29 protein-coding genes are annotated in these 20101 nt (G+C 63.6%); 25 read left to right on the top strand and 4 right to left on the bottom strand.

From position 1 onward, the window contains the following. Positions 1-57 precede the first annotated feature (57 nt). A complete protein-coding gene (locus tag ACTWQD_RS05875; protein ID WP_443195218.1) occupies positions 58-183 on the top strand; it encodes a hypothetical protein in 126 nt (41 codons plus the stop codon). 11 nt (positions 184-194) lie between these two features. Here the strand turns inward: ACTWQD_RS05875 and ACTWQD_RS05870 are convergent, their stop codons facing one another. Then, the gene (locus ACTWQD_RS05870) at positions 195-1622 is read right to left on the bottom strand and encodes a GH1 family beta-glucosidase (RefSeq protein WP_443195217.1); all 1428 of its coding nucleotides are present in this window, start codon (positions 1620-1622) and stop codon (positions 195-197) included. Positions 1623-2073: 451 nt separating this feature from the next. Here ACTWQD_RS05870 and rpsJ point away from each other — a divergent pair, with 451 nt between their 5' ends. From rpsJ to map, 23 genes are all read left to right on the top strand, one after another. Further along, positions 2074-2382 carry a 30S ribosomal protein S10 gene (gene rpsJ / locus ACTWQD_RS05865; RefSeq protein WP_003803825.1) on the top strand — a complete coding sequence of 103 codons (309 nt, stop codon included), beginning with the start codon at positions 2074-2076 and terminating at the stop codon, positions 2380-2382. Between the two features lie 17 nt (positions 2383-2399). Further along, positions 2400-3050, top strand: a complete 651-nt coding sequence (gene rplC / locus ACTWQD_RS05860; protein ID WP_003803812.1) for a 50S ribosomal protein L3 — start codon at positions 2400-2402, stop codon at positions 3048-3050. Positions 3051-3054: 4 nt separating this feature from the next. After that, entirely contained in the window at positions 3055-3678 is a 624-nt protein-coding gene (rplD, locus tag ACTWQD_RS05855) for a 50S ribosomal protein L4 (RefSeq protein WP_443195216.1), read from the top strand. After that, positions 3675-3980, top strand: a complete 306-nt coding sequence (rplW, locus tag ACTWQD_RS05850; protein WP_056425233.1) for a 50S ribosomal protein L23 — start codon at positions 3675-3677, stop codon at positions 3978-3980. Before rplD ends, rplW begins: the two co-directional genes overlap by 4 nt. A 29-nt stretch (positions 3981-4009) precedes the next feature. After that, positions 4010-4849: a 50S ribosomal protein L2 gene (gene rplB / locus ACTWQD_RS05845; RefSeq protein ID WP_066436856.1), complete on the top strand. Its 840-nt coding sequence runs from the start codon at positions 4010-4012 to the stop codon at positions 4847-4849. Positions 4850-4861: 12 nt separating this feature from the next. Then, positions 4862-5143: a 30S ribosomal protein S19 gene (gene rpsS / locus ACTWQD_RS05840; protein WP_018773666.1), complete on the top strand. Its 282-nt coding sequence runs from the start codon at positions 4862-4864 to the stop codon at positions 5141-5143. A gap of 38 nt (positions 5144-5181) precedes the next feature. Next, on the top strand, positions 5182-5547 hold the full coding sequence (gene rplV / locus ACTWQD_RS05835) for a 50S ribosomal protein L22 (protein ID WP_003803798.1): 366 nt from the start codon (positions 5182-5184) through the stop codon (positions 5545-5547). After that, the gene (gene rpsC, locus ACTWQD_RS05830; RefSeq protein WP_066436859.1) at positions 5548-6390 is read left to right on the top strand and encodes a 30S ribosomal protein S3; all 843 of its coding nucleotides are present in this window, start codon (positions 5548-5550) and stop codon (positions 6388-6390) included. Beyond that, positions 6391-6807, top strand: a complete 417-nt coding sequence (gene rplP, locus ACTWQD_RS05825; protein ID WP_018773668.1) for a 50S ribosomal protein L16 — start codon at positions 6391-6393, stop codon at positions 6805-6807. Positions 6808-6809: 2 nt separating this feature from the next. Beyond that, positions 6810-7139 (top strand): 50S ribosomal protein L29, encoded by a 330-nt coding sequence (gene rpmC, locus ACTWQD_RS05820; protein ID WP_066436863.1) that lies wholly within the window; start codon positions 6810-6812, stop codon positions 7137-7139. Continuing rightward, the gene (rpsQ, locus tag ACTWQD_RS05815; protein ID WP_082699340.1) at positions 7136-7444 is read left to right on the top strand and encodes a 30S ribosomal protein S17; all 309 of its coding nucleotides are present in this window, start codon (positions 7136-7138) and stop codon (positions 7442-7444) included. The genes rpmC and rpsQ overlap by 4 nt, the downstream gene beginning before the upstream one ends. A gap of 452 nt (positions 7445-7896) precedes the next feature. Beyond that, positions 7897-8265: a 50S ribosomal protein L14 gene (gene rplN / locus ACTWQD_RS05810; protein WP_003803789.1), complete on the top strand. Its 369-nt coding sequence runs from the start codon at positions 7897-7899 to the stop codon at positions 8263-8265. Positions 8266-8268: 3 nt separating this feature from the next. Further along, positions 8269-8628, top strand: coding sequence for a 50S ribosomal protein L24 (gene rplX, locus ACTWQD_RS05805; protein WP_066436866.1), 360 nt, complete (start codon positions 8269-8271; stop codon positions 8626-8628). Beyond that, positions 8628-9209, top strand: coding sequence for a 50S ribosomal protein L5 (rplE, locus tag ACTWQD_RS05800; protein WP_056425240.1), 582 nt, complete (start codon positions 8628-8630; stop codon positions 9207-9209). Before rplX ends, rplE begins: the two co-directional genes overlap by 1 nt. Before the next feature lie 94 nt (positions 9210-9303). Beyond that, positions 9304-9702: a 30S ribosomal protein S8 gene (gene rpsH, locus ACTWQD_RS05795; protein ID WP_066436870.1), complete on the top strand. Its 399-nt coding sequence runs from the start codon at positions 9304-9306 to the stop codon at positions 9700-9702. An 18-nt stretch (positions 9703-9720) separates the two neighbouring features. Next, positions 9721-10257: a 50S ribosomal protein L6 gene (rplF, locus tag ACTWQD_RS05790; protein ID WP_443195215.1), complete on the top strand. Its 537-nt coding sequence runs from the start codon at positions 9721-9723 to the stop codon at positions 10255-10257. 2 nt (positions 10258-10259) lie between these two features. Continuing rightward, on the top strand, positions 10260-10643 hold the full coding sequence (rplR, locus tag ACTWQD_RS05785) for a 50S ribosomal protein L18 (RefSeq protein ID WP_443195214.1): 384 nt from the start codon (positions 10260-10262) through the stop codon (positions 10641-10643). A 26-nt stretch (positions 10644-10669) separates the two neighbouring features. After that, positions 10670-11350, top strand: coding sequence for a 30S ribosomal protein S5 (rpsE, locus tag ACTWQD_RS05780; protein ID WP_443195213.1), 681 nt, complete (start codon positions 10670-10672; stop codon positions 11348-11350). A gap of 3 nt (positions 11351-11353) precedes the next feature. Then, positions 11354-11560 (top strand): 50S ribosomal protein L30, encoded by a 207-nt coding sequence (gene rpmD, locus ACTWQD_RS05775; protein ID WP_018773676.1) that lies wholly within the window; start codon positions 11354-11356, stop codon positions 11558-11560. Beyond that, positions 11561-12055, top strand: coding sequence for a 50S ribosomal protein L15 (rplO, locus tag ACTWQD_RS05770; protein ID WP_443195212.1), 495 nt, complete (start codon positions 11561-11563; stop codon positions 12053-12055). Between the two features lie 185 nt (positions 12056-12240). Then, positions 12241-13551 (top strand): preprotein translocase subunit SecY, encoded by a 1311-nt coding sequence (gene secY, locus ACTWQD_RS05765; RefSeq protein ID WP_443195211.1) that lies wholly within the window; start codon positions 12241-12243, stop codon positions 13549-13551. 5 nt (positions 13552-13556) lie between these two features. After that, entirely contained in the window at positions 13557-14126 is a 570-nt protein-coding gene (locus ACTWQD_RS05760) for an adenylate kinase (RefSeq protein ID WP_443195530.1), read from the top strand. 134 nt (positions 14127-14260) lie between these two features. After that, a complete protein-coding gene (map, locus tag ACTWQD_RS05755; RefSeq protein WP_443195210.1) occupies positions 14261-15088 on the top strand; it encodes a type I methionyl aminopeptidase in 828 nt (275 codons plus the stop codon). 289 nt (positions 15089-15377) lie between these two features. Here the strand turns inward: map and ACTWQD_RS05750 are convergent, their stop codons facing one another. From ACTWQD_RS05750 to ACTWQD_RS05740, 3 genes are all read right to left on the bottom strand, one after another. After that, positions 15378-16724, bottom strand: coding sequence for an ABC transporter substrate-binding protein (locus ACTWQD_RS05750; RefSeq protein ID WP_443195209.1), 1347 nt, complete (start codon positions 16722-16724; stop codon positions 15378-15380). Between the two features lie 63 nt (positions 16725-16787). Continuing rightward, the gene (locus ACTWQD_RS05745; RefSeq protein WP_443195208.1) at positions 16788-17729 is read right to left on the bottom strand and encodes a carbohydrate ABC transporter permease; all 942 of its coding nucleotides are present in this window, start codon (positions 17727-17729) and stop codon (positions 16788-16790) included. After that, positions 17726-18676: a carbohydrate ABC transporter permease gene (locus tag ACTWQD_RS05740; RefSeq protein WP_443195207.1), complete on the bottom strand. Its 951-nt coding sequence runs from the start codon at positions 18674-18676 to the stop codon at positions 17726-17728. The genes ACTWQD_RS05745 and ACTWQD_RS05740 overlap by 4 nt, the downstream gene beginning before the upstream one ends. A gap of 254 nt (positions 18677-18930) precedes the next feature. Here ACTWQD_RS05740 and ACTWQD_RS05735 point away from each other — a divergent pair, with 254 nt between their 5' ends. Further along, the gene (locus ACTWQD_RS05735) at positions 18931-20016 is read left to right on the top strand and encodes a P1 family peptidase (protein ID WP_443195206.1); all 1086 of its coding nucleotides are present in this window, start codon (positions 18931-18933) and stop codon (positions 20014-20016) included. Positions 20017-20101 lie beyond the last annotated feature (85 nt).

Below are 20101 nucleotides of genomic sequence, written 5' to 3'. Positions count from 1 at the left end.
CGGTGGTTGTGGCGGGCGGGGCGCTGATATTGTTGCTTCCAACGAAGGGAGCTCACAATGGGCTGGTTGATTTTCCTGCTGGTGGTGGCCGCCGTCGTCATCGGCGTGGTCTGGGCCAAGAAGCATTTCCGCACCGAGATTGAGCGGGCCAAGCGCATTAACCGGGCCAACAAGAACCAGTAGGTGCCGCCGGCTCAGCCTTTGCGGGCGCGGCTGACCGCCTGGTACCAGTAATAGGAATCCTTGGGCGTTCGCTCCTGGGTGTCGAAATCGACGTGGACCAGGCCGAAGCGCTGCGAGTACCCGGCCGCCCACTCGAAGTTGTCCATCAGGGTCCACACGTAGTAGCCCCGCAGTTCCACGTCTTCGGCGATCCCGCCCGGTGCGGTGGCGTCGAGCGCATGCCCCAGGTGGGACGCGATGTAGCTGATCCGCTCCGCGTCGTTGATGGGGCCGCTCACGTGGTCCGGCTCGGGGAAGCTGGCTCCGCTTTCCGTGATGTAGAGCGGCGGGAGCGCCGTGCCGTACCTGTCCTTCAGCTCCCGGAGCAGCGGGCCCAGGTGGTCCGGTGCCACCGGCCAGCCGAAGCCCGTGGTGGTGTACTCCGGGAACGCCGCCATATGAAACGGCATCTTCACCATCGCGTCGGTGTGGCCCACGGGGCTTTCGGCCGGACCCCGGCCGGTGGCGACCTTCACCGGGTAGTAGTAGTTCAGCCCGTAGAAGTCGAGGGGCTGGTGGATGGCCTGCAGGTCGGCGTCGGAAATCTTGCCCAGCGCACGGAACCACGGCCTGGCGACAAGGGGGACCTTCGGGTACCGGCCCAAGAGGATGGGGTCCGCATACACCCGGTTCAGGACCAGGTCGAAGATGTTGGCGAGGAACTTGTCCGTGGCCAGCCGGGACGCGGGCCGCACCGGCGAATGCAGGTTGGTGACGCCCACACCGCCCCGGACAGATTCCGCGCGCAGGGCCTGCACGGCGAGGCCGTGGCCAAGGAGCTGGTGGTGAACCGCCGGCAGGGCGTCGAACAGCAGGTCGTGGCCCGGGGCATGGACCCCCAGGGCGTAGCCGTTCAGCGTCACGGACACCGGCTCGTTGAGGGTCACCCACTGCGCCACACGGTCGCCGAAGCGCCGGCCCGCCTCTGCCGCGTAGTCGGCAAACCGTTCCGCCGTGGACCGGTTCAGCCAGCCGCCGCGGTGCTCCAAGGGCAGCGGGGTGTCCCAGTGGTACAGGGTGGCCATCGGGGAGATGCCGGCCTCCAGCAGCTGGTCGATGAGCCGGTCGTAGAAGTCCAGCCCTTCGCTGTTGAACGGCCCGGTGCCGTCCGGCTGGATCCGCGGCCAGGAGAGGGAGAAGCGGTACGAATCGATGCCGAGGGTGCGCATCAGCGCGACGTCCTCGGCGGTGCGGTTGTAGTGGTCGCAGGCGACGGCGGGGGAGTGGCCGTCCTGGATGCTGCCGGGCTTCTCCACGAAGGCATCCCAGCCGGAGGGACCCCGGCCGCCGGCGGCGAGGGAACCCTCAATCTGGAAAGCGGCCGAGGCGACGCCCAGCTGGAAATCCGGGCCGAGGCGCGCGGCGAGGGCCTGGACTGCCACAGAGTCCTGCACAGTCATGCCCCTATCATCCCCACACCGCCCGCCGAAGGCAACGAGTAGGAGGGCGGTCCGCCCTTGCCGGCGATCCGCCGGGACGGGCCGCCCCGGGCGTCCGGACCCCCAACGGGCCCTGATTCGCTTCTGCCCGTTAATTCCGGCATACTAGATGAGTTGTTCAAGCGCTCCTTCGCGTCCCGATCCGGATAATGCCGGGTGTCAGGGTCCAGGTAGGAGACCAAACATAACCCACTCCCCATGGAACTGCGGACAGTTTCGCCTGAAAAGCGCGACACGCCCGACCGCGGGGGTCGGTTACGCCGGCAGGTTGAGGAACCCGGAATCATCCGGATTCAGCTTGTGCGGCGGGTGGTAGTTACGACTTTGATTGCTTCGGCAGCCACATACAACAGGTAAGTGAACAGGGCAGCCCTAATCAGGGGAAGCACAGACTGAAAGCGAGTCAGGCGACATGGCGGGACAAAAAATCCGCATCCGGCTGAAGTCATACGACCACGAGGTCATTGACGTTTCAGCACGGAAGATCGTTGAGACGGTCACGCGCGCAGGCGCAACGGTAGTTGGCCCCGTGCCGCTTCCGACGGAGAAGAACGTTTACTGCGTTATCCGCTCTCCGCACAAGTACAAGGACAGCCGCGAGCACTTTGAAATGCGCACGCACAAGCGTCTTATCGACATCATCGACCCCACGCCCAAGGCTGTTGATTCGCTCATGCGTCTCGACCTGCCGGCCGACGTGAACATCGAAATCAAGCTGTAGGGAGGTGCTGAGAGACTATGACCGCAACCCGTAACGTAAAGGGCCTGCTGGGCACGAAGCTCGGCATGACCCAGGTCTGGGACGAGAACAACAAGCTCATCCCCGTCACTGTGGTCCAGGCTGACTCGAACGTCATCACGCAGCTGCGCAACGCAGAAACTGATGGCTATGTCGCCGTTCAGATCGGCTACGGCCAGATCGATCCCCGCAAGGTCACCAAGCCGCTGGCTGGTCACTTTGAAAAGGCAGGCGTCACGCCTCGCCGCCACGTCGTAGAACTGCGCACTGCAGATGCTGACTCTTACGAGCTGGGCCAGGAGCTCTCCGTAGAGCTCTTCGAAGCCGGCCAGAAGATCGACGTCGTTGGCACCACCAAGGGTAAGGGCTTCGCCGGTGTTATGAAGCGTCACGGCTTCCACGGCGTTGGAGCTTCCCACGGTGCCCACAAGAACCACCGTAAGCCCGGTTCAATCGGTGGCGCATCCACCCCGAGCCGCGTCTTCAAGGGCATGAAAATGGCCGGCCGCATGGGCGCCGTTCGTCACACCACGCTGAACCTCACGGTCCACGCGGTTGACGTCGAGAAGTCGCTGCTCCTTATCAAGGGTGCCGTCCCCGGCGCCCGCGGCCAGGTCGTCCTCGTACGCACCGCCGTGAAGGGAGCCTAGTTAGATGACTAGCACTGTCAAGGTTGACCTGCCTGCAGAGATCTTCGACGTACAGACCAACGTGCCGCTGCTGCACCAGGTCGTCGTCGCACAGCTCGCCGCTGCTCGCCAGGGTACCCACAAGACCAAGACCCGCGCCGAGGTTTCCGGTGCAGGTCGCAAGCCGTTCAAGCAGAAGGGCACCGGCCGCGCCCGTCAGGGTTCCATCCGTGCTCCTCACATGACCGGTGGTGGCGTTGTCCACGGCCCCACGCCGCGTGACTACAGCCAGCGCACCCCCAAGAAGATGATTGCTGCTGCACTGCGCGGCGCTCTCTCTGACCGCGCCCGCAACGGCCGCATCCACGTTGTCTCTGAACTGGTGGCCGGCACCAAGCCGTCCTCCCGCGAAGCTCTGGCAACGCTGCGAGGTGTCTCCGAGCGCAAGAACCTGCTCGTCGTCATCGAGCGCGCCAACGATGTTGCTGCACTCTCCGTGCGCAACCTCACGGATGTTCACGTTCTGTACGCAGACCAGCTGAACACCTACGACGTTCTCGTCTCCGATGACGTTGTCTTCACCAAGGCTGCCTACGAAGCATTCGTTGCTGACCGGGCAGTGGCAAAGAACCAGGAGGATGCCAAGTGAGCGCAGCAACCCTCAAGGACCCGCGCGACGTCGTGCTTGCACCCGTCGTCTCGGAAAAGAGCTACGGCCTGATCGACGAGGGCAAGTACACCTTCCTGGTGGACCCCCGCTCGAACAAGACCGAGATCAAGCTGGCCGTGGAGAAAATCTTCTCCGTCAAGGTCGACTCGATCAACACCATCAACCGTGCCGGTAAGCGCAAGCGCACCAAATTCGGATGGGGTACCCGCAAGAACACCAAGCGTGCCATTGTGAGCCTCAAAGAAGGCACTATCGACATCTTCGGCGGTCCGCTCTCGTAGCGGAGACCACTTTAACGAGGAAATAAATTATGGGAATCCGTAAATATAAGCCGACTACCCCGGGCCGTCGCGGCTCGAGCGTAGCGGACTTCACCGAAATCACGCGGTCGACGCCGGAAAAGTCGTTGGTTCGTCCCCTCCCGAAAAAGGGTGGACGTAACAACACCGGTAAGATCACGACCCGTCACAAGGGTGGTGGCCACAAGCGCCAGTACCGTCTGATCGACTTCCGTCGCCACGACAAGGACGGCGTCAACGCCCGCGTTGCCGAAATCGAGTACGATCCGAACCGTACGGCTCGCATCGCCCTCCTGCACTACGTTGATGGCACCAAGCGTTACATCATCGCCCCGAACAAGCTGGCCCAGGGTGACACCGTGGAAGCAGGTGCCGACGCTGACATCAAGCCCGGCAACAACCTGCCGCTGCGCAACATCCCGGTCGGTACCGTAATCCACGCAGTTGAACTGCGTCCGGGTGGCGGCGCCAAGATGGGCCGCTCCGCCGGCGCATCGATCCAGCTCGTTGCAAAGGAAGGCCGCTTCGCCCAGCTGCGTCTGCCTTCCGGCGAAATCCGCAACGTTGACGTGCGCTGCCGCGCAACGATCGGCGAGGTCGGCAACGCCGAGCAGTCGAACATCAACTGGGGCAAGGCCGGCCGCATGCGCTGGAAGGGCGTCCGCCCGACCGTCCGTGGTGTCGCCATGAACCCGGTCGACCACCCGCACGGTGGTGGCGAGGGTAAGACGTCCGGTGGACGTCACCCCGTCAACCCGAACGGTAAGCGCGAAGGCCGCACCCGCCGTCCCAACAAAGAGAGCGACAAGCTTATTGTTCGTCGCCGTCGTACTGGCAAGAACAAGCGATAGGAGCCTGGACACATGCCACGCAGCCTGAAAAAAGGTCCTTTCGTTGACCAGCACCTCTTTGTGAAGGTAGCCAGGGAAAACGAAAAGGGCACCAAGAACGTCATCAAGACCTGGTCCCGCCGTTCGATGATCGTCCCCGACATGCTCGGCCACACGATCGCCGTGCACGACGGACGCAAGCACATCCCGGTGTTTGTCACTGAGTCGATGGTCGGGCACAAGCTCGGCGAATTCGCTCCCACGCGGACATTCCGCGGCCATGTCAAGGACGACCGTAAGGGCAAGCGCCGCTAGGCGCCTGCACTTACGTCAAAGACGAGAGAAGGAAAGCAATGGAAGCCAAGGCAATTGCGCGTCACATCCGCGTAACGCCTATGAAGGCCCGGCGCGTCGTCAACCTTGTTCGTGGTAAGCAAGCGAATGAGGCTCTGGCAATTCTGAAGTTTGCCCCGCAGGCAGCTTCGGAGCCGGTATTCAAGGTAGTTCAGTCGGCAATCTCCAACGCCCGGGTCCTCGCGGACCGCGACGGCGTGGCGTTTGACGAAGGTGACCTCATCATCAGCGAAGCGTTTGTTGATGAAGGCCCGACCATGAAGCGGTTCCAGCCGCGTGCCCAGGGTCGTGCATTTCAGATCAAGAAGCGCACGAGCCACATCACCGTGGTAGTCGCTACCCCGGAGAAAGAGGAGGCTCGCTAAGTGGGACAGAAAGTAAACCCGCACGGGTTCCGACTCGGCATCACCACCGATCACGTATCGCACTGGTTTGCTGACAGCACCAAGGCCGGCCAGCGGTACAAGGACTTCGTTCGCGAAGACATCCGTATCCGCCAGCTCATGTCCACGGGCATGGAGCGCGCCGGTATCGCCAAGGTCGAAATCGAGCGCACCCGCGACCGTGTCCGCGTGGATATCCACACGGCACGTCCGGGCATCGTTATCGGTCGCCGCGGCGCTGAAGCAGACCGCATCCGCGGCGAGCTCGAGAAGCTCACCGGCAAGCAGGTCCAGCTGAACATCCTCGAGGTCAAAAACCCCGAGATGGAAGCACAGCTTGTTGCCCAGGGCGTTGCTGAGCAGCTGACTTCCCGCGTGGCGTTCCGCCGTGCGATGAAGAAGGCCATGCAGTCCGCGCAGCGTGCCGGTGCCAAGGGCATCCGTATCGCCTGCTCGGGTCGACTGGGCGGCGCTGAAATGTCCCGCTCGGAGTTCTACCGCGAAGGCCGTGTGCCCCTGCACACCCTCCGCGCGAACATCGACTACGGCTTCTACGAGGCCAAGACCACCTTCGGCCGCATCGGCGTGAAGGTCTGGATCTACAAGGGTGACGTCACCGCCAAGGAACTGGCTCAGCAGGCAGCTGCTGCTCCGTCCCGTGGCCGTGCCGGCGACCGCCCGGGCCGCCCGGGTGGCGCTGACCGTGGTGACCGCCGCCGTCGTAACGACCGCCCGGCTGAGGCTGCACCCGTTGCTGCCGAAGCTCCGGCGGCTGATGCAGCTTCTGCCGCACCGGCACAGGCAGCAGAAGGAGGACAGGCTTAAATGCTTATCCCACGTCGAGTCAAGCACCGTAAGCAGCACCACCCGGGTCGTTCCGGCGCTGCTACGGGCGGCACCCAGGTCTCGTTCGGTGAATGGGGTATCCAGGCTCTGAGCCCGGCATACGTCACCAACCGTCAGATCGAATCTGCCCGTATCGCGATGACCCGCCACATCAAGCGTGGCGGCAAGGTCTGGATCAACATCTACCCGGACCGTCCGCTGACGAAGAAGCCTGCCGAAACCCGCATGGGTTCCGGTAAGGGTTCTCCGGAATGGTGGGTCTCAAACGTCAAGCCGGGCCGGGTTCTCTTCGAACTCTCCGGTGTCAGTGAAGAGGTAGCTCGCGAGGCACTGCGCCTGGCAATCCACAAGCTGCCGTTGAAGGCACGCATTGTGCGTCGCGAAGGTGGTGAGTAGAAATGGCAGTAGGATCCAAGGAACTTGCATCCGCACAGCTGGACGGTTTCGACAACGAGCGTCTCGTTGAAGAACTCCGCAAGGCCAAGGAAGAGCTGTTCAACCTGCGTTTCCAGTCCGCCACCGGACAGCTGGAGAACCACGGTCGTCTGCGCGCGGTAAAGAAGGACATCGCCCGCATCTACACCGTTCTCCGTGAGCGCGAGCTGGGCATTCGTGCCGAGGTTGCCGCACCGGTTGTGGAAGCCAAGGAAGAGAAGAAGTCCAAGAAGGCTGCAACCAAGAAGGCCGAAAAGGCTGAGACGGTTGAAACCGAGGAGGACGCCAAGTGACTAAGAAGGACGAGAACGTGACGGAAACTGTTTCCGGTGCAGCTACGGCTGACGAGCGCGGTTACCGTAAGACGAAGCGCGGCTACGTCGTCTCGGACAAGATGGAAAAGACCATCGTTGTCCAGGTCGAAGACCGTGTGAAGCACGCCCTCTACGGCAAGGTTATCCGCCGCAACACGAAGATCAAGGCTCACGACGAAGAGAACAGCGCCGGCATCGGCGACCTCGTTCTCCTCGCCGAGACCCGCCCGCTCTCCGCTACCAAGCGGTGGCGCCTGGTGGAGATCATCGAGAAGGCCAAGTAACACCTGCAGTTTTCCCCTCGGGGAGACCAGCATCGCAGCCCCCGTTCCCGTTTGGGAGCGGGGGCTGCTCCGTTAACGACTCCTGCGGGACGGACGACGCCGGCGGGCCGGGTTTGCGGGGGAGTGCTGCGGCCGTCGGGGAGAGCCTGCCGTGCGTGACGCCGTCGACTGTGGTAATGGCCGATTCTGGTTGAGGCTCAAAACGTGCTAAGATTTTGAGTTTGTATGGCGCCTTCAGTGCGCCGTGCGTCAACCTCGTAAACAATCGTGCCACGGCATAGTGCCCCCTCGCGCCCAGTGCGCCTGGGAAGCAAATGTTTTTGGCACGGGAGTTTAGGCCTGGTCTGGCAAAATCCAGGCAGGTCAAGAGACACCCCGATCAACCGTTCCGCAAGGCTCATTCCGTAGGAAGATTTTCGGTCTGAGAACCAGCGCGACGCAAGGAGTAAATAGTGATTCAGCAGGAGTCGCGACTCAAGGTCGCCGACAACACGGGTGCTAAGGAAATCCTTACCATTCGCGTTCTCGGTGGATCTGGCCGTCGCTACGCAGGCATCGGCGACGTCATCGTCGCTACCGTCAAGGACGCAATCCCGGGCGGCAACGTAAAGAAGGGCGACGTCGTTAAGGCTGTCATCGTCCGTACCAAGAAGGAACGCCGCCGTGCGGATGGTTCCTACATCAAGTTTGACGAGAACGCAGCTGTGATCCTGAAGAACGACGGTGACCCCCGTGGTACCCGTATCTTCGGACCGGTTGGTCGTGAACTTCGCGATAAGAAGTTCATGAAGATTGTTTCTCTGGCTCCGGAGGTGCTTTAGTCCATGGCTAAGATCAAAAAGGGTGACCTCGTTCAGGTCATCACTGGCGCCAAGGCTGAGCGCGGCGGCGACCGTGGCAAGCAGGGCAAGGTTCTGCGCGTGTTCCCCGAGACCAACCGCGTGCTGGTCGAAGGCATCAACCGCGTCACCAAGCACACCAAGGTCGGTCAGTCGCAGCGCGGCACCAAGACCGGTGGCATCGAGGTCGTCGAGGCTTCGATCCACATCTCCAACGTGGCCCTGGTAGACCCGTCCACCAAGAAGCCCACCCGCGTCGGTTTTCGCACCGAGACCGTTGAGCGCGATGGCGTGAAGCGCGAAGTGCGCGTCCGCGTGGCCAAGAGCTCAGGGAAGGACATCTAATGACTGAGACTCTCGAGACTCCGGCAAGCAAGATCGTTCCTCGTCTGAAGACCAAGTACGCGGATTCCATCAAGAGCTCGCTCGTTGAGGAATTCAAGTACGAGAACGTCAACCAGGTTCCCCGTCTGGTCAAGGTCGTTGTGAACATGGGTGTTGGAGATGCCGCCAAGGACTCCAAGCTGATCGACGGCGCTGTCCGCGATCTGACCCTGATCACCGGCCAGAAGCCGCAGGTAACCAAGGCCCGCAAGTCGATCGCACAGTTCAAGCTGCGCGAAGGCATGCCGATCGGTGCACACGCAACTCTGCGTGGGGACCGCATGTGGGAATTCCTGGACCGTCTGGTCACGCTGGCACTGCCGCGTATCCGCGACTTCCGGGGCCTCAGCGGCAAGCAGTTCGACGGCAACGGCAACTACACCTTCGGTCTGACCGAGCAGGTTATGTTCCACGAGATCGACCAGGATTCCATCGACCGCGTTCGCGGCATGGACATCACCGTCGTGACCACTGCCAAGACCGACGACGAAGGCCGTGCGCTGCTCAAGGCGCTGGGCTTCCCGTTCAAGACCGAAGACTAATCTAGCTACGTAAAAGGTCCGTCCATGCCGGCCCCGAACCCTGTTCGGCGTCCAGTACGGCGGAAACCGTTATGAGGAAGGGCAAGAGCCCACCATGACAATGACAGATCCCGTCGCAGACATGCTCACGCGTCTGCGCAATGCAAACTCGGCATACCACGATTCCGTGTCCATGCCGTACAGCAAGCTCAAGGCACGCGTTGCCGACATCCTGAAGGCCGAAGGTTACATCGCCTCCTGGAAAGAAGAAGACGCTGAAGTCGGCAAGAAGCTGACCCTCGAGCTCAAGTTCGGTCCGAACCGCGAGCGTTCCATCGCTGGCGTTCGTCGTATTTCCAAGCCGGGACTGCGCGTTTACGCAAAGTCCACCAACCTGCCGCACGTGCTGGGTGGTCTGGGTATCGCAATCCTGTCCACCTCTTCCGGCCTCCTGACTGACAAGCAGGCCGGCAAGAAGGGCGTGGGCGGCGAAGTCCTCGCTTACGTCTGGTAACGGGAAAGGAAGAGAATAATGTCACGTATTGGACGTCTCCCCATCACCGTTCCTGCCGGCGTTGAGGTCAAGGTTGACGGCTCTGTCGTCAGCGTCAAGGGTTCCAAAGGCGAGCTGACCCACACTGTGGCCAGCCCGATCGAGGTCACCCTGGAAGATGGCACCCTGACTGTCGCCCGCCCGAACGACGAGCGCGCCTCACGTTCGCTGCACGGCCTGACCCGTACCCTGATCGCCAACATGATCCAGGGTGTCACGGCAGGCTACGAGAAGAAGCTTGAAATCGTTGGTACCGGTTACCGCGTTCAGGCCAAGGGCGCTGACCTGGAGTTCGCTCTGGGCTACAGCCACCCGGTCAACATCACGGCACCGAACGGCATCACCTTTGCAGTAGAGACCCCGACCAAGCTCTCTGTTTCAGGCATCTCCAAGCAGCAGGTCGGCGAGGTTGCTGCCAACATTCGCAAGCTGCGGAAGCCGGACCCCTACAAGGGCAAGGGCATCCGTTACGCAGGCGAAGTCATCCGCCGCAAGGTCGGAAAGGCTGGTAAGTAACCATGGCGATCGCAATTAACAAGAAGCGTACGAACAAGAGCAAGTCTGCCCAGCGCAGCCGCCGCCAGCTTCGTATCCGCAAGCGCATCTCCGGTACGGCTGTACGTCCTCGTCTGGTCGTCAACCGTTCCGCACGCCACGTATTCGTCCAGGTTGTCGATGACACCAAGGGCCTGACGCTGGCAAGCGCCTCCACCCTGGAAGCCGACCTTCGTGCATTCGACGGTGACAAGACCGCCAAGGCCAAGCGCGTCGGCGAGATCGTTGCCGGCCGTGCCAAGGCTGCCGGTATCGAAGCTGTTGTCTTCGACCGCGGTGGTAACAAGTACCACGGCCGGATCGCCGCCGTCGCTGACGGCGCACGTGAAGGTGGGCTGGCACTGTGACCGAAAATAACGAAAAGGACATTCAGGTGACTGAAGCTGTAGCTGCTCCGGCAACTGAGACCGCTGCGCCTGCTACCACTGATGACCGCCGTGGTGGCGCTCGTCGTGGCGAGCGTGGCGACCGCGGCCAGGGCCGTGGCGACCGTGGTGGCCGTGGTGGCCGCGACGGTGGCCGCGAAGCCGAAAAGAGCCAGTTCGTAGAGCGCGTCGTAACCATCAACCGCGTTTCCAAGGTCGTCAAGGGTGGTCGTCGCTTCAGCTTCACCGCCCTCGTCGTCGTCGGTGACGGCAACGGCATGGTCGGCGTTGGCTACGGCAAGGCTAAGGAAGTTCCTGCCGCCATCGCGAAGGGCGTAGAAGAGGCCAAGAAGTCCTTCTTCCGCGTTCCCCGCATCGGCAGCACCATCCCGCACCGTGTTCAGGGTGAAGCCGCCGCAGGCGTCGTCATGCTGCGCCCGGCGTCCGCCGGTACCGGTGTTATCGCCGGTGGTCCGGTCCGTGCAGTGCTGGAGTGCGTGGGCATCCACGACATCCTCTCCAAGTCGCTCGGTTCTTCCAACGCCATCAACATCGTGCACGCGACCGTTGACGCGCTGAAGCGCCTCGAAGAGCCGGCAGCAGTGGCAGCACGCCGCGGCCTCGCGCTCGACGAAGTTGCCCCGCCGGCAATGGTCAAGCAGCTCCTGAACCAGAAGGCAGGTGTCTGAGTCATGGCTAAGAACGTGCTTGTCTCCGACGCAAAGTTGGAGATCACTCAGATCAAGTCCGCCATTGGCGGCAAGCAGAACCAGCGCGACACCCTGCGGTCCCTCGGCCTGAAGCGGATCGGACACACCGTTGTCCGCACCGCCGACGCCGTGACCGTTGGAATGCTCAACACGGTTCCGCACCTGGTAAAGGTAGAGGAGGCGAAGTAAATGGCAGAGAAGAAAACCGCCGAAAAGGCACAGAGCGCCACTGCTGAGAAGCAGAACGCACTGAAGGTTCACCACCTGCGTCCCGCCCCGGGTGCCAAGACCACCAAGACCCGTGTTGGTCGTGGTGAAGGTTCCAAGGGTAAGACCGCCGGTCGCGGTACCAAGGGTACGAAGGCCCGCTACCAGATCAAGGCTGGCTTTGCCGGCGGCCAGCTGCCGCTGCACATGCGCCTGCCGAAGCTGCGCGGCTTCAAGAACCCGTTCCGGGTTGAGTTCCAGGTTGTAAACCTGGACAAGCTCAACGAGCTGTTCCCGGAAGGTGGCGCAGTCACCGTGGAGAACCTGGTCGAAAAGGGTGCCGTTCGCAAGAACCAGCCCGTCAAGGTGCTGGGCACCGGCGACATCACCGTCAAGGTTGACGTCACCGCCCACGCATTCTCGGCCAGCGCCGCAGAAAAGATTGCTGCAGCAGGCGGAAGCACCACCGCCCTCTAACGAGGCGGCGGGGCAAATGCCCGTTGTGGAAACTCCCGGTACCCGGGGCTCAGGCCCCCGGTGCCGGGAGTTTTTCTGTTTTCAGGGCCCTGCGATTGTTCGCAGGGCGCATGAACCCGCTAGACTCGGTTGTTGGGTTTATTTGACCTATCTCACACGACTTTACTTATTACTCAGGAGGACGCTTGCTTAGCGCATTCGGCCGGGCCTTTCGCACGCCTGATCTGCGACGCAAGTTGTTGTTCACGCTGGGAATCATCACAATCTTCCGCTTGGGTGCCTTCATCCCCTCGCCTGGTGTGAGCTACCAGAATGTCCAGCAATGCTTGCAGAGCGGTCAGACCTCGGGCGGTATCTACCAGCTCGTCAACCTGTTCAGTGGCGGTGCGCTGCTGCAGGTGTCCGTCTTTGCCCTGGGCATCATGCCCTACATCACGGCGAGCATCATCGTCCAGCTGCTCCGCGTGGTCATTCCCCGCTTCCAGCAGCTCTACGAGGAAGGCTCCGCGGGCCAGTCCAAGCTGACCCAGTACACGCGGTACCTCACCATCGCCCTCGGCCTGCTGAATGCCACGACGCTGGTGTCGCTGGCGCGCTCCGGCCAGCTGCTGCCGAACTGCCAGCTGCCCATCATTCCGGACGACAGCATCGTCACCACGATCCTCATCATCATCACGCTGACGGCCGGTACCGGCCTCATCATGTGGATGGGCGAGCTCGTGACGGAAAAGGGCGTCGGCAACGGCATGTCCCTGCTGATCTTCACCTCGATCGTTTCCAGCTTCCCCGGCTCGCTCGGCGCCATCTGGACCTCGCAGGGCCCGGGCACGTTCTTTATGGTCCTGGCCATCGGTCTCCTGACGGTGGCCGCGGTGGTCTTCGTGGAGCAGTCCCAGCGCCGCATCCCGGTGCAGTACGCCAAGCGCATGATCGGCCGCCGCACCGTGGGCGGCACCAGCACGTACATCCCCATCAAGGTGAACATGGCCGGCGTCGTGCCCGTCATCTTCGCGTCCTCGATGCTGTACCTGCCGGGCCTGATCTCGCAGTTCAACCAGCCCGCCCCCGGCGAGCCGATCGCCCCTTGGGTGGAGTGGATCAACAACCACCTGGTGCGCGGTGACCAGCCGATCTACATGGCGCTCTACTTCGCCATGATTGTGTTCTTCACGTACTTCTATGTTGCGGTCACTTTCAACCCTGAAGAAGTTTCTGACAACATGAAGAAGTACGGCGGCTTCATCCCGGGTATCCGTGCCGGCAAGCCGACGGCGGACTACCTGCAGTATGTGCTTTCCAGGATCACCCTCCCGGGTGCCATCTACCTGGGCTTTGTGGCACTGATCCCGCTCGTCGCACTGGTCCTGATCAACGCCAACCAGAACTTCCCGTTCGGTGGCACCTCGATCCTGATCATGGTCGGCGTCGGTTTGGAGACCGTCAAGCAGATTGATGCGCAGCTACAGCAGCGTCACTACGAAGGGCTTTTGCGATGACGAGAATGTTGATTATCGGACCTCCCGGTTCCGGCAAGGGGACGCAGGCGGAGCGCATTTCCGAACGCCTCGGCGTCGTTGCGATCTCCACGGGGGACATCTTCCGCGCCAACGTCAAGGGTGAGACGCCGCTGGGCATCGAAGCCAAGAAGTACATGGATGCCGGCGACTTCGTCCCGGACAGCGTGACCAACAAGATGGTCCGCGACCGCCTCGGCGAGGACGACGTCGAGAACGGCTTCCTCCTGGACGGCTACCCGCGCACCACTGCGCAGGTGGACTACCTCGACGGGATCCTCGCAGACGGCGACCAGAAGCTGGACGTCGTCCTGCAGCTCACGGCCGACGACGAGGAACTGGTCACCCGCCTGCTGGGCCGGGCCAAGGAAACGGGCCGCACTGACGACAACGAAGCCGTCATCAGGCACCGCCTCGACCTGTACCACGGCCAGACGGAGGCTGTGGTGGCGAAGTATGCTGACCGCGGCATTCTGACCCGCGTTGATGGCATCGGCGGCATCGACGAGGTTACCGACCGCGTCATGCAGGCCATCAAAGAGGCCCAGTCGGCCTGATCGGCCCCTGCACTTCGAGGCTCCTCCCGGTATCCCGGGAGGGGCCTCAGCCGTTTGGCCGTCCCTGCAGCTGGGCGGCATTTTTCACTGACTCAGTTCCACTGACAAGCATTTCCATCGAAAGGAAGTTGCGGATGGCATTCGGCCAGCCACGCATCGAATACAAGACCAACGCGCAGATGCGCTCCATGCACCAGGCCGGGCTGGTTCTCAGCCGTGCCCTCGACGCTGCCGTTGCGGCCGCGGCACCGGGCAAGACCACGGCAGAGCTCGACGCCGTGTTCGCTGCGGTGCTCAAGGACGCCGGCGCCACGTCCAACTTCCTCGGCTACCACGGCTTCCCGGCCACCATCTGCACGTCGGTGAACGAGGAAGTGGTGCACGGGATCCCCGGCGGCCGTGTCCTGCAGGACGGGGACATCCTCTCGATCGACGGCGGCGCCATCCTGGACGGCTGGCACTCGGACTCCGCCCGCACCGTCATCGTGGGGACCGCCGACCCCGAGGACCAGCGCCTCTCCGACGTCACCGAGGCTGCGATGTGGCACGGGATCGCGGCCCTGGCGACGGGGAAATTCGTCGGTGACATCGGCAACGCCGTTGACGACTACGTGTCCTCCGTGCCGGGCAAGCCCCTGGGCATCCTCGAGGACTATGTGGGCCACGGAATCGGTTCCGAGATGCACATGGCACCGGACGTGCCGAACTACCGCACCAACCACCGCGGTCCCAAGATCCGGCCGGGACTGTGCCTGGCCATCGAACCGATGCTGGTGCGCGGCAGCATCGACACCGCGGTGCTGGAGGATGACTGGACCGTGGTGACCACGGACGGCAAGCGGTCCTGCCAGTGGGAGCACTCCGTCGCAGTCCACGAGAAGGGCATCTGGGTGCTCTCCGCCCCGGACGGGGGAGCCGCCAAACTGGCCCCGCTCGGCGTCGTCCCCGTCCCGATCCCTTAGACGCGCCCGCCGACATCGACACGCGACGTTGTGCGCCCTGCGTGGGCGACACGCTTCGGTCCAGGCGACACGCGGTATTGCTGGCGACGCTGAGAAACGCTGACGACACGGGAGTACTGCAGCGTCAGGTATTTGGCGCGTCGAGGGAGAATTGCAGCCGCGGGAGCTGCGCCGGCAGGCGCCCGACGACGGCGAGCGACATACCCCGTGACACGAGAAATCCCTGGCGATGCTGGAAAAACCAGCGTCGCCAGGGATTTGTCGTCACGCCACCGGGTGTGCGGGTGCGTCAGCTCTTGAGCTTCGGCTTCACGTCCTTGGTGTAGATCCCCTCCAGGGTGGCCTTGAGCGCCGTCATGGTGGCCTTGACGTCACCCTGCTGGGTGAGGATCGCGGCGGCGGCCTTGGCCATCTCCTGGTCCGCGCCCGGGAGGAACACACGCGCGTTGTCCTGGACGCGGGTCACGGCCAGCTGGTCCATGGCCGTCTTGATCTGCGGGGTGGCAGCCAGGACGGCGGTCATGTCGGCCGAGGTACGGGTTGGCATGTAGCCCGTGGCGGCGGAGAACTGCGCGGTGTTCTCCGGTTCCGTCATGAACTTCAGGAACGTGGCGGCGGCGAGCTGCACCTCCTTGCTGACACCGCTGGGGATGCCCAGGCCCGCGCCGCCGGTGGGGCACACCGGGCTTTCGCTCTTCGGGCCGCCGGGCAGGTAGCCGACGCCCACGTTGAACTTCGCGGACTTCAGGACGCCCAGCAGGGATCCCGTGGAGGAAATCGTCGCGGACGTGATGCCCGCGGCGAAGTCATCGGCAGCTTCCTTGGAGGAAACGCCCGCCCACTTGTCCTTGAAAATGGAATCCTGGGCCCACTGCAGGGCCTCCACCGACTCCGCCGAGTCGCAGTTGAACGTCCACTCGTTGGACCAGCTGCCGCCCCAGCCCCACAGGTTGTTCTGCAGCGTCCAGCCCGCGTAGCCGGCCAGCGCCGGGTAGATGTACGCGTACTGCGCGCCGGAGCTGGCCTGCAGTTTGGGCGCCCACTCGCCGAATTCCTGCCACGTCTTCGGGGCACGGTCCGGGAGCCCGGCGGCTTTGAAGTGGTCCTTGTTGTAGTAGAACAGCGGCGTGGACCGTCCGTAGGGGAGCGCCCATTGCTTGTCCTCGTACTTGTAGTCGGCAACGAGGGACTTCTGGAAGTCATCCACCTTAATGTCCAGCTGCTTGATCAGGCTGTCCAGGGCGATGATGTTGCCGTTGGAGTAGTACCGGAACCACCAGACGTCGGAGAGGACCACCAGGCCCGGCAGGCCCGACTTCGCAGCCTGCGAGGTCTGGAACTTCTGGGCGATTTCCTCGTAGTTCGCCCCGGCGGTGACCAGGTTGACCTTGATGTCCGGGAACTTGGCGTGGAACTTCTCAATGATGGCCTTCTCCACGTCCTGGGACTTGCCCGGGTGGTTGGACCAGAAATCGATCGAGGCTGCGGGCTTGACCCCGCTGAAGTCGATGTCCGCCGCCGCGGTCGCGGCTGCGGGGGCTCCGGTGGACGGGCCTCCGCAGGCACTGATGGCGGCCGCGCCGGCGCCGGCCCCCGCCAGTCCCAGGAAATGCCTTCGGTCAAGATTCAATGCCATGGTGGATCCTCTCGATGGTGCTGACTCGTTGAATGGTGGTGAAAGAAAGCATGGGCGGGCGGGTCACCCGGTGACGCTGCCCTGGGTCAGGCCGGCCACGATGTAGCGCTGAAGGGCTGCGAACACCAGCAGGATGGGGACGATCACCAGCACCGCGCCGGCCATCAGGATGCCCCAGCCGGATCCGTTGCCCTCGGAGTTCTGCAGCAGCGTCAGGCCCACCGGCAGCGTCATGGTCTCGGGCCGGTCCGTGATGATCAGCGGCCAGATGTAGTCGTTCCATTCGCTCACGACGACGACCAGCGCCACCGTCGCGATCGACGGGCCGGAGACCGGCACCACGATCTGCCACAGACGGCGCCAGTGGCCGGCGCCGTCGATCTCCGCCGATTCCAGGATGGAGCCGGGAAGGGTCATAAAGTGCTGGCGCAGAAGGAACGTGCCGAACGCCGTGCCCAGGCCGGGGAGGATGATGCCCCACAGGGTGTTCTTGCCGCCCATGCCCGCGATCAGGATGTAGTTGGGCAGGATGGACACCTGCGGCGGGACCATCAGGGCCACAAGGATCAGCACGAAGATGACGTTCTTGTAGGGGAACCGGACGAACACCAGGGCGTACGCCGTCAGGATGGCCAGCAGGACCTTGATGGTGGCGCCCACACCGGTGACGATCAGGCTGTTCAGGAAGAACTGGGCGAACGGCACCGTGGTCATGGCGATGTTGTAGTTCTCGAAGTTCAGGCTCTCCGGCAGGATCTTCAGGTCCATGGTGATGATCTCGCCGGGCTGTTTGAAGGAGCTCAGCACCATCCACAGCAGGGGCAGGAACACCACAAGGGTGGCAACGATCAGCGGGAGGTAACCGCCGGCGAGCGTCTGCACCAGGTTGGCCCGGGAGAAGGGCCGGTGGCGCTGCGGCGGAATCCCGGGATCGGCGTCGAAAGCGTCCGAGGCGGGCCCGGTGTGGGCGGCGGGGTCGGGGCTGACGGGCGAGAGCAGGCTCACGAGTAGTGCACCTTCCGTTCGACGAACCGCAACTGCAGCACGGTGATGATGAGGAGGATGGCGAACAGGATCACGGAGATCGCGGCCGAGTAGCCGGCCCGGTTGAACGCTCCGAAGGCCTGGAGGTAGGCCTCGTAGATCAGGGTGGACGTCCCGTTGCCGAGCGGCGTCATGATCCGGATCAGGTCGAAGGCCTGCAGCGAGCTCAGCATGGTGGTGATGAGCAGGAAGAACGTGGTGGGGGAGAGCAGCGGCAGGGCCATGCTCACAAAGCGCCGGAAGCCGTTGGCGCCATCCAGCGACGCCGCCTCCATCACATCCTGCGGCAGCGACTGCAGCCCGGCGAGGTAGACGACGGCGCAGTAGCCCAGGTTCTTCCAGACGTAGACGATGATGACCATCACCAGCGACAGCTGCGGGTCATTGATCCACTGCGGGCTCTGCTGGCCGATGCCGCGCAGCAGCCAGGCGAGCACCCCGTAGCCGGGATCGAAGATGAAAAGCCAGACCAGCCCGACGCCGACGCCGCTGAGGACGTACGGGGCGAACACGGCTGAGCGCGCAAATGTGGTGCCGCGGATCTTCGAGTTCAGCGCGAGGGCCACCAGCAGGCCCAGCACCATGGAGCCGCCCACGGTGATCAGTGTGAAGACGGCGGTGGTGCCGAGGACCTTGGTGGCGTCGGAACTGGTGAAGAAGGTGACGTAGTTGTCGAAGCCCACCACCGTGGCCGAGGCTGAGCCCAGGGTCCAGTTCAGGGTGGAGTAGTAGATGTTGTTGAAGAGCGGAAGGTACGTGAACACCCCGATGAGGAGCAGATTGGGGAGGGCAAGGGCCAGGAAGACAAAGAAATCCCGGCGCGTTCGGGCGGACCAGCGGGCGCGTGGCGTCGGGGCCGGTTGAGGCTCGACGGCGGCGCGGGGCCGGTCGGTCAATTGTCGCGTCATTCAGGTCTCTAACGGGTCCGAGCCTGCCGTAGGCAGGCGGATGGGCGGGGATACCTAGCTATCACTTCACCACATGGCTGGTGGGCAGAATCCCGCACAAGACCCCAGTAGAGCGTTGTTGTCCAAGGCTTCGTTGCCCGTTAACTCTGTGTTGCATGAAGTATTACATAACGCCTGTTTGGGCCGAAGACATCGGCGCGCGATTCGTCAAGTCGGTGGAGCCGGGCGCTTCCGCCGTGGCGCACAATGGAGCCATGACAGCGATTACCGATGTGCCGGGACTGCGGGTGGGCCAGGCCGGCCGGGCAGGGGGAGGGTGGCTGAGCGGAGTGACAGTGGTGCTGCCGCCCGCCGGGACCGTGGGCTCCGTTGATGTCCGGGGCGGCGGCCCCGGAACGCATGAGACCGACGCGCTGGACCCGACGACCCTGACCCGTCTGGTGGACGCGGTGGTGCTCACCGGCGGTAGCGCCTACGGCCTGGCCGCAGCCCACGGCGCCCAGCGCTGGTGCGAGGAGAACGGCCGCGGCTTCCCCGTCACCGGCGGCGTGGTCCCGATTGTGCCGGCGGCGGCGATCTTCGACCTGGGCCGCGGCGGCGACTTCGCCGCCCGCCCCGACGAGGCCATGGGCTACGCCGCCACCGCGGACGCAGCAGCCCGCCAGGAAGGCCACGACGTCGAACGCGGCAACACAGGAGCCGGCACCGGAGCACTCATCGGCAGAGGGCAGTACAAAGGGGGCCTAGGTACCGCCTCCATCACCCTCAACAACATCTCCCCGCACGGCCCGGTCGTCGTCGGCGCACTAGCGGTAGTCAACGCGCTGGGCCTGCCCTTTGGCGCATCGGCGGCGGGTGCCCCGATGGGTACCGACGAGGAGCGGGCGGCACAGCCGGAACCCGGCAGCGTGCGTCTAAGCTGGGGCCACGACGGCGGGGTTCCCTGGCCGAGCTTGCGAGGCGAGGGCGCCGGTGGGGACGAAGGAGCGAGCACGCGGAGGGTTGCGGATGCGCCGCCCGCGCTAAACACCACGCTGGTGGTCGTCGCAACGAATGCCGTGCTGGACAAGGCCGAATGCAACCGCACGGCGTCGGCAGCCCACGCCGGCCTGGCCCGTGCACTGAACCCCAGCCACACCCTGGCCGACGGCGACACGGTCTTCTGCCTCGCGACCGGGGGAGTTGCGCTGGACCGGAGCAGTGAGGCCGCGCGGCAGGGAAGCCTCATCGCCCTGCAGAGTGCGGCAGCCGACGTCGTGCGCTTGGCCATCCTGGACGGGATCGCGTGCGCGGAGCCGGTGAGCACGCCTGCGGGCGATTTTGGTGCGTACGGGCGCTGAGTACGCTACGATGGCTGGATTTAACATTCGGGCCGTAATGGCGTAGTGTTGTCTGTTGGTTGTCTGCCCTGTTGTGCCCTTTTGT

The sequence above is a fragment of the Pseudarthrobacter sp. 1C304 genome, from assembly GCF_052245515.1.
Taxonomy (GTDB): domain Bacteria; phylum Actinomycetota; class Actinomycetes; order Actinomycetales; family Micrococcaceae; genus Arthrobacter.
Note: the sequence above shows the minus strand (reverse complement) of the source record. Positions and strands in the feature narration are given on the sequence as shown.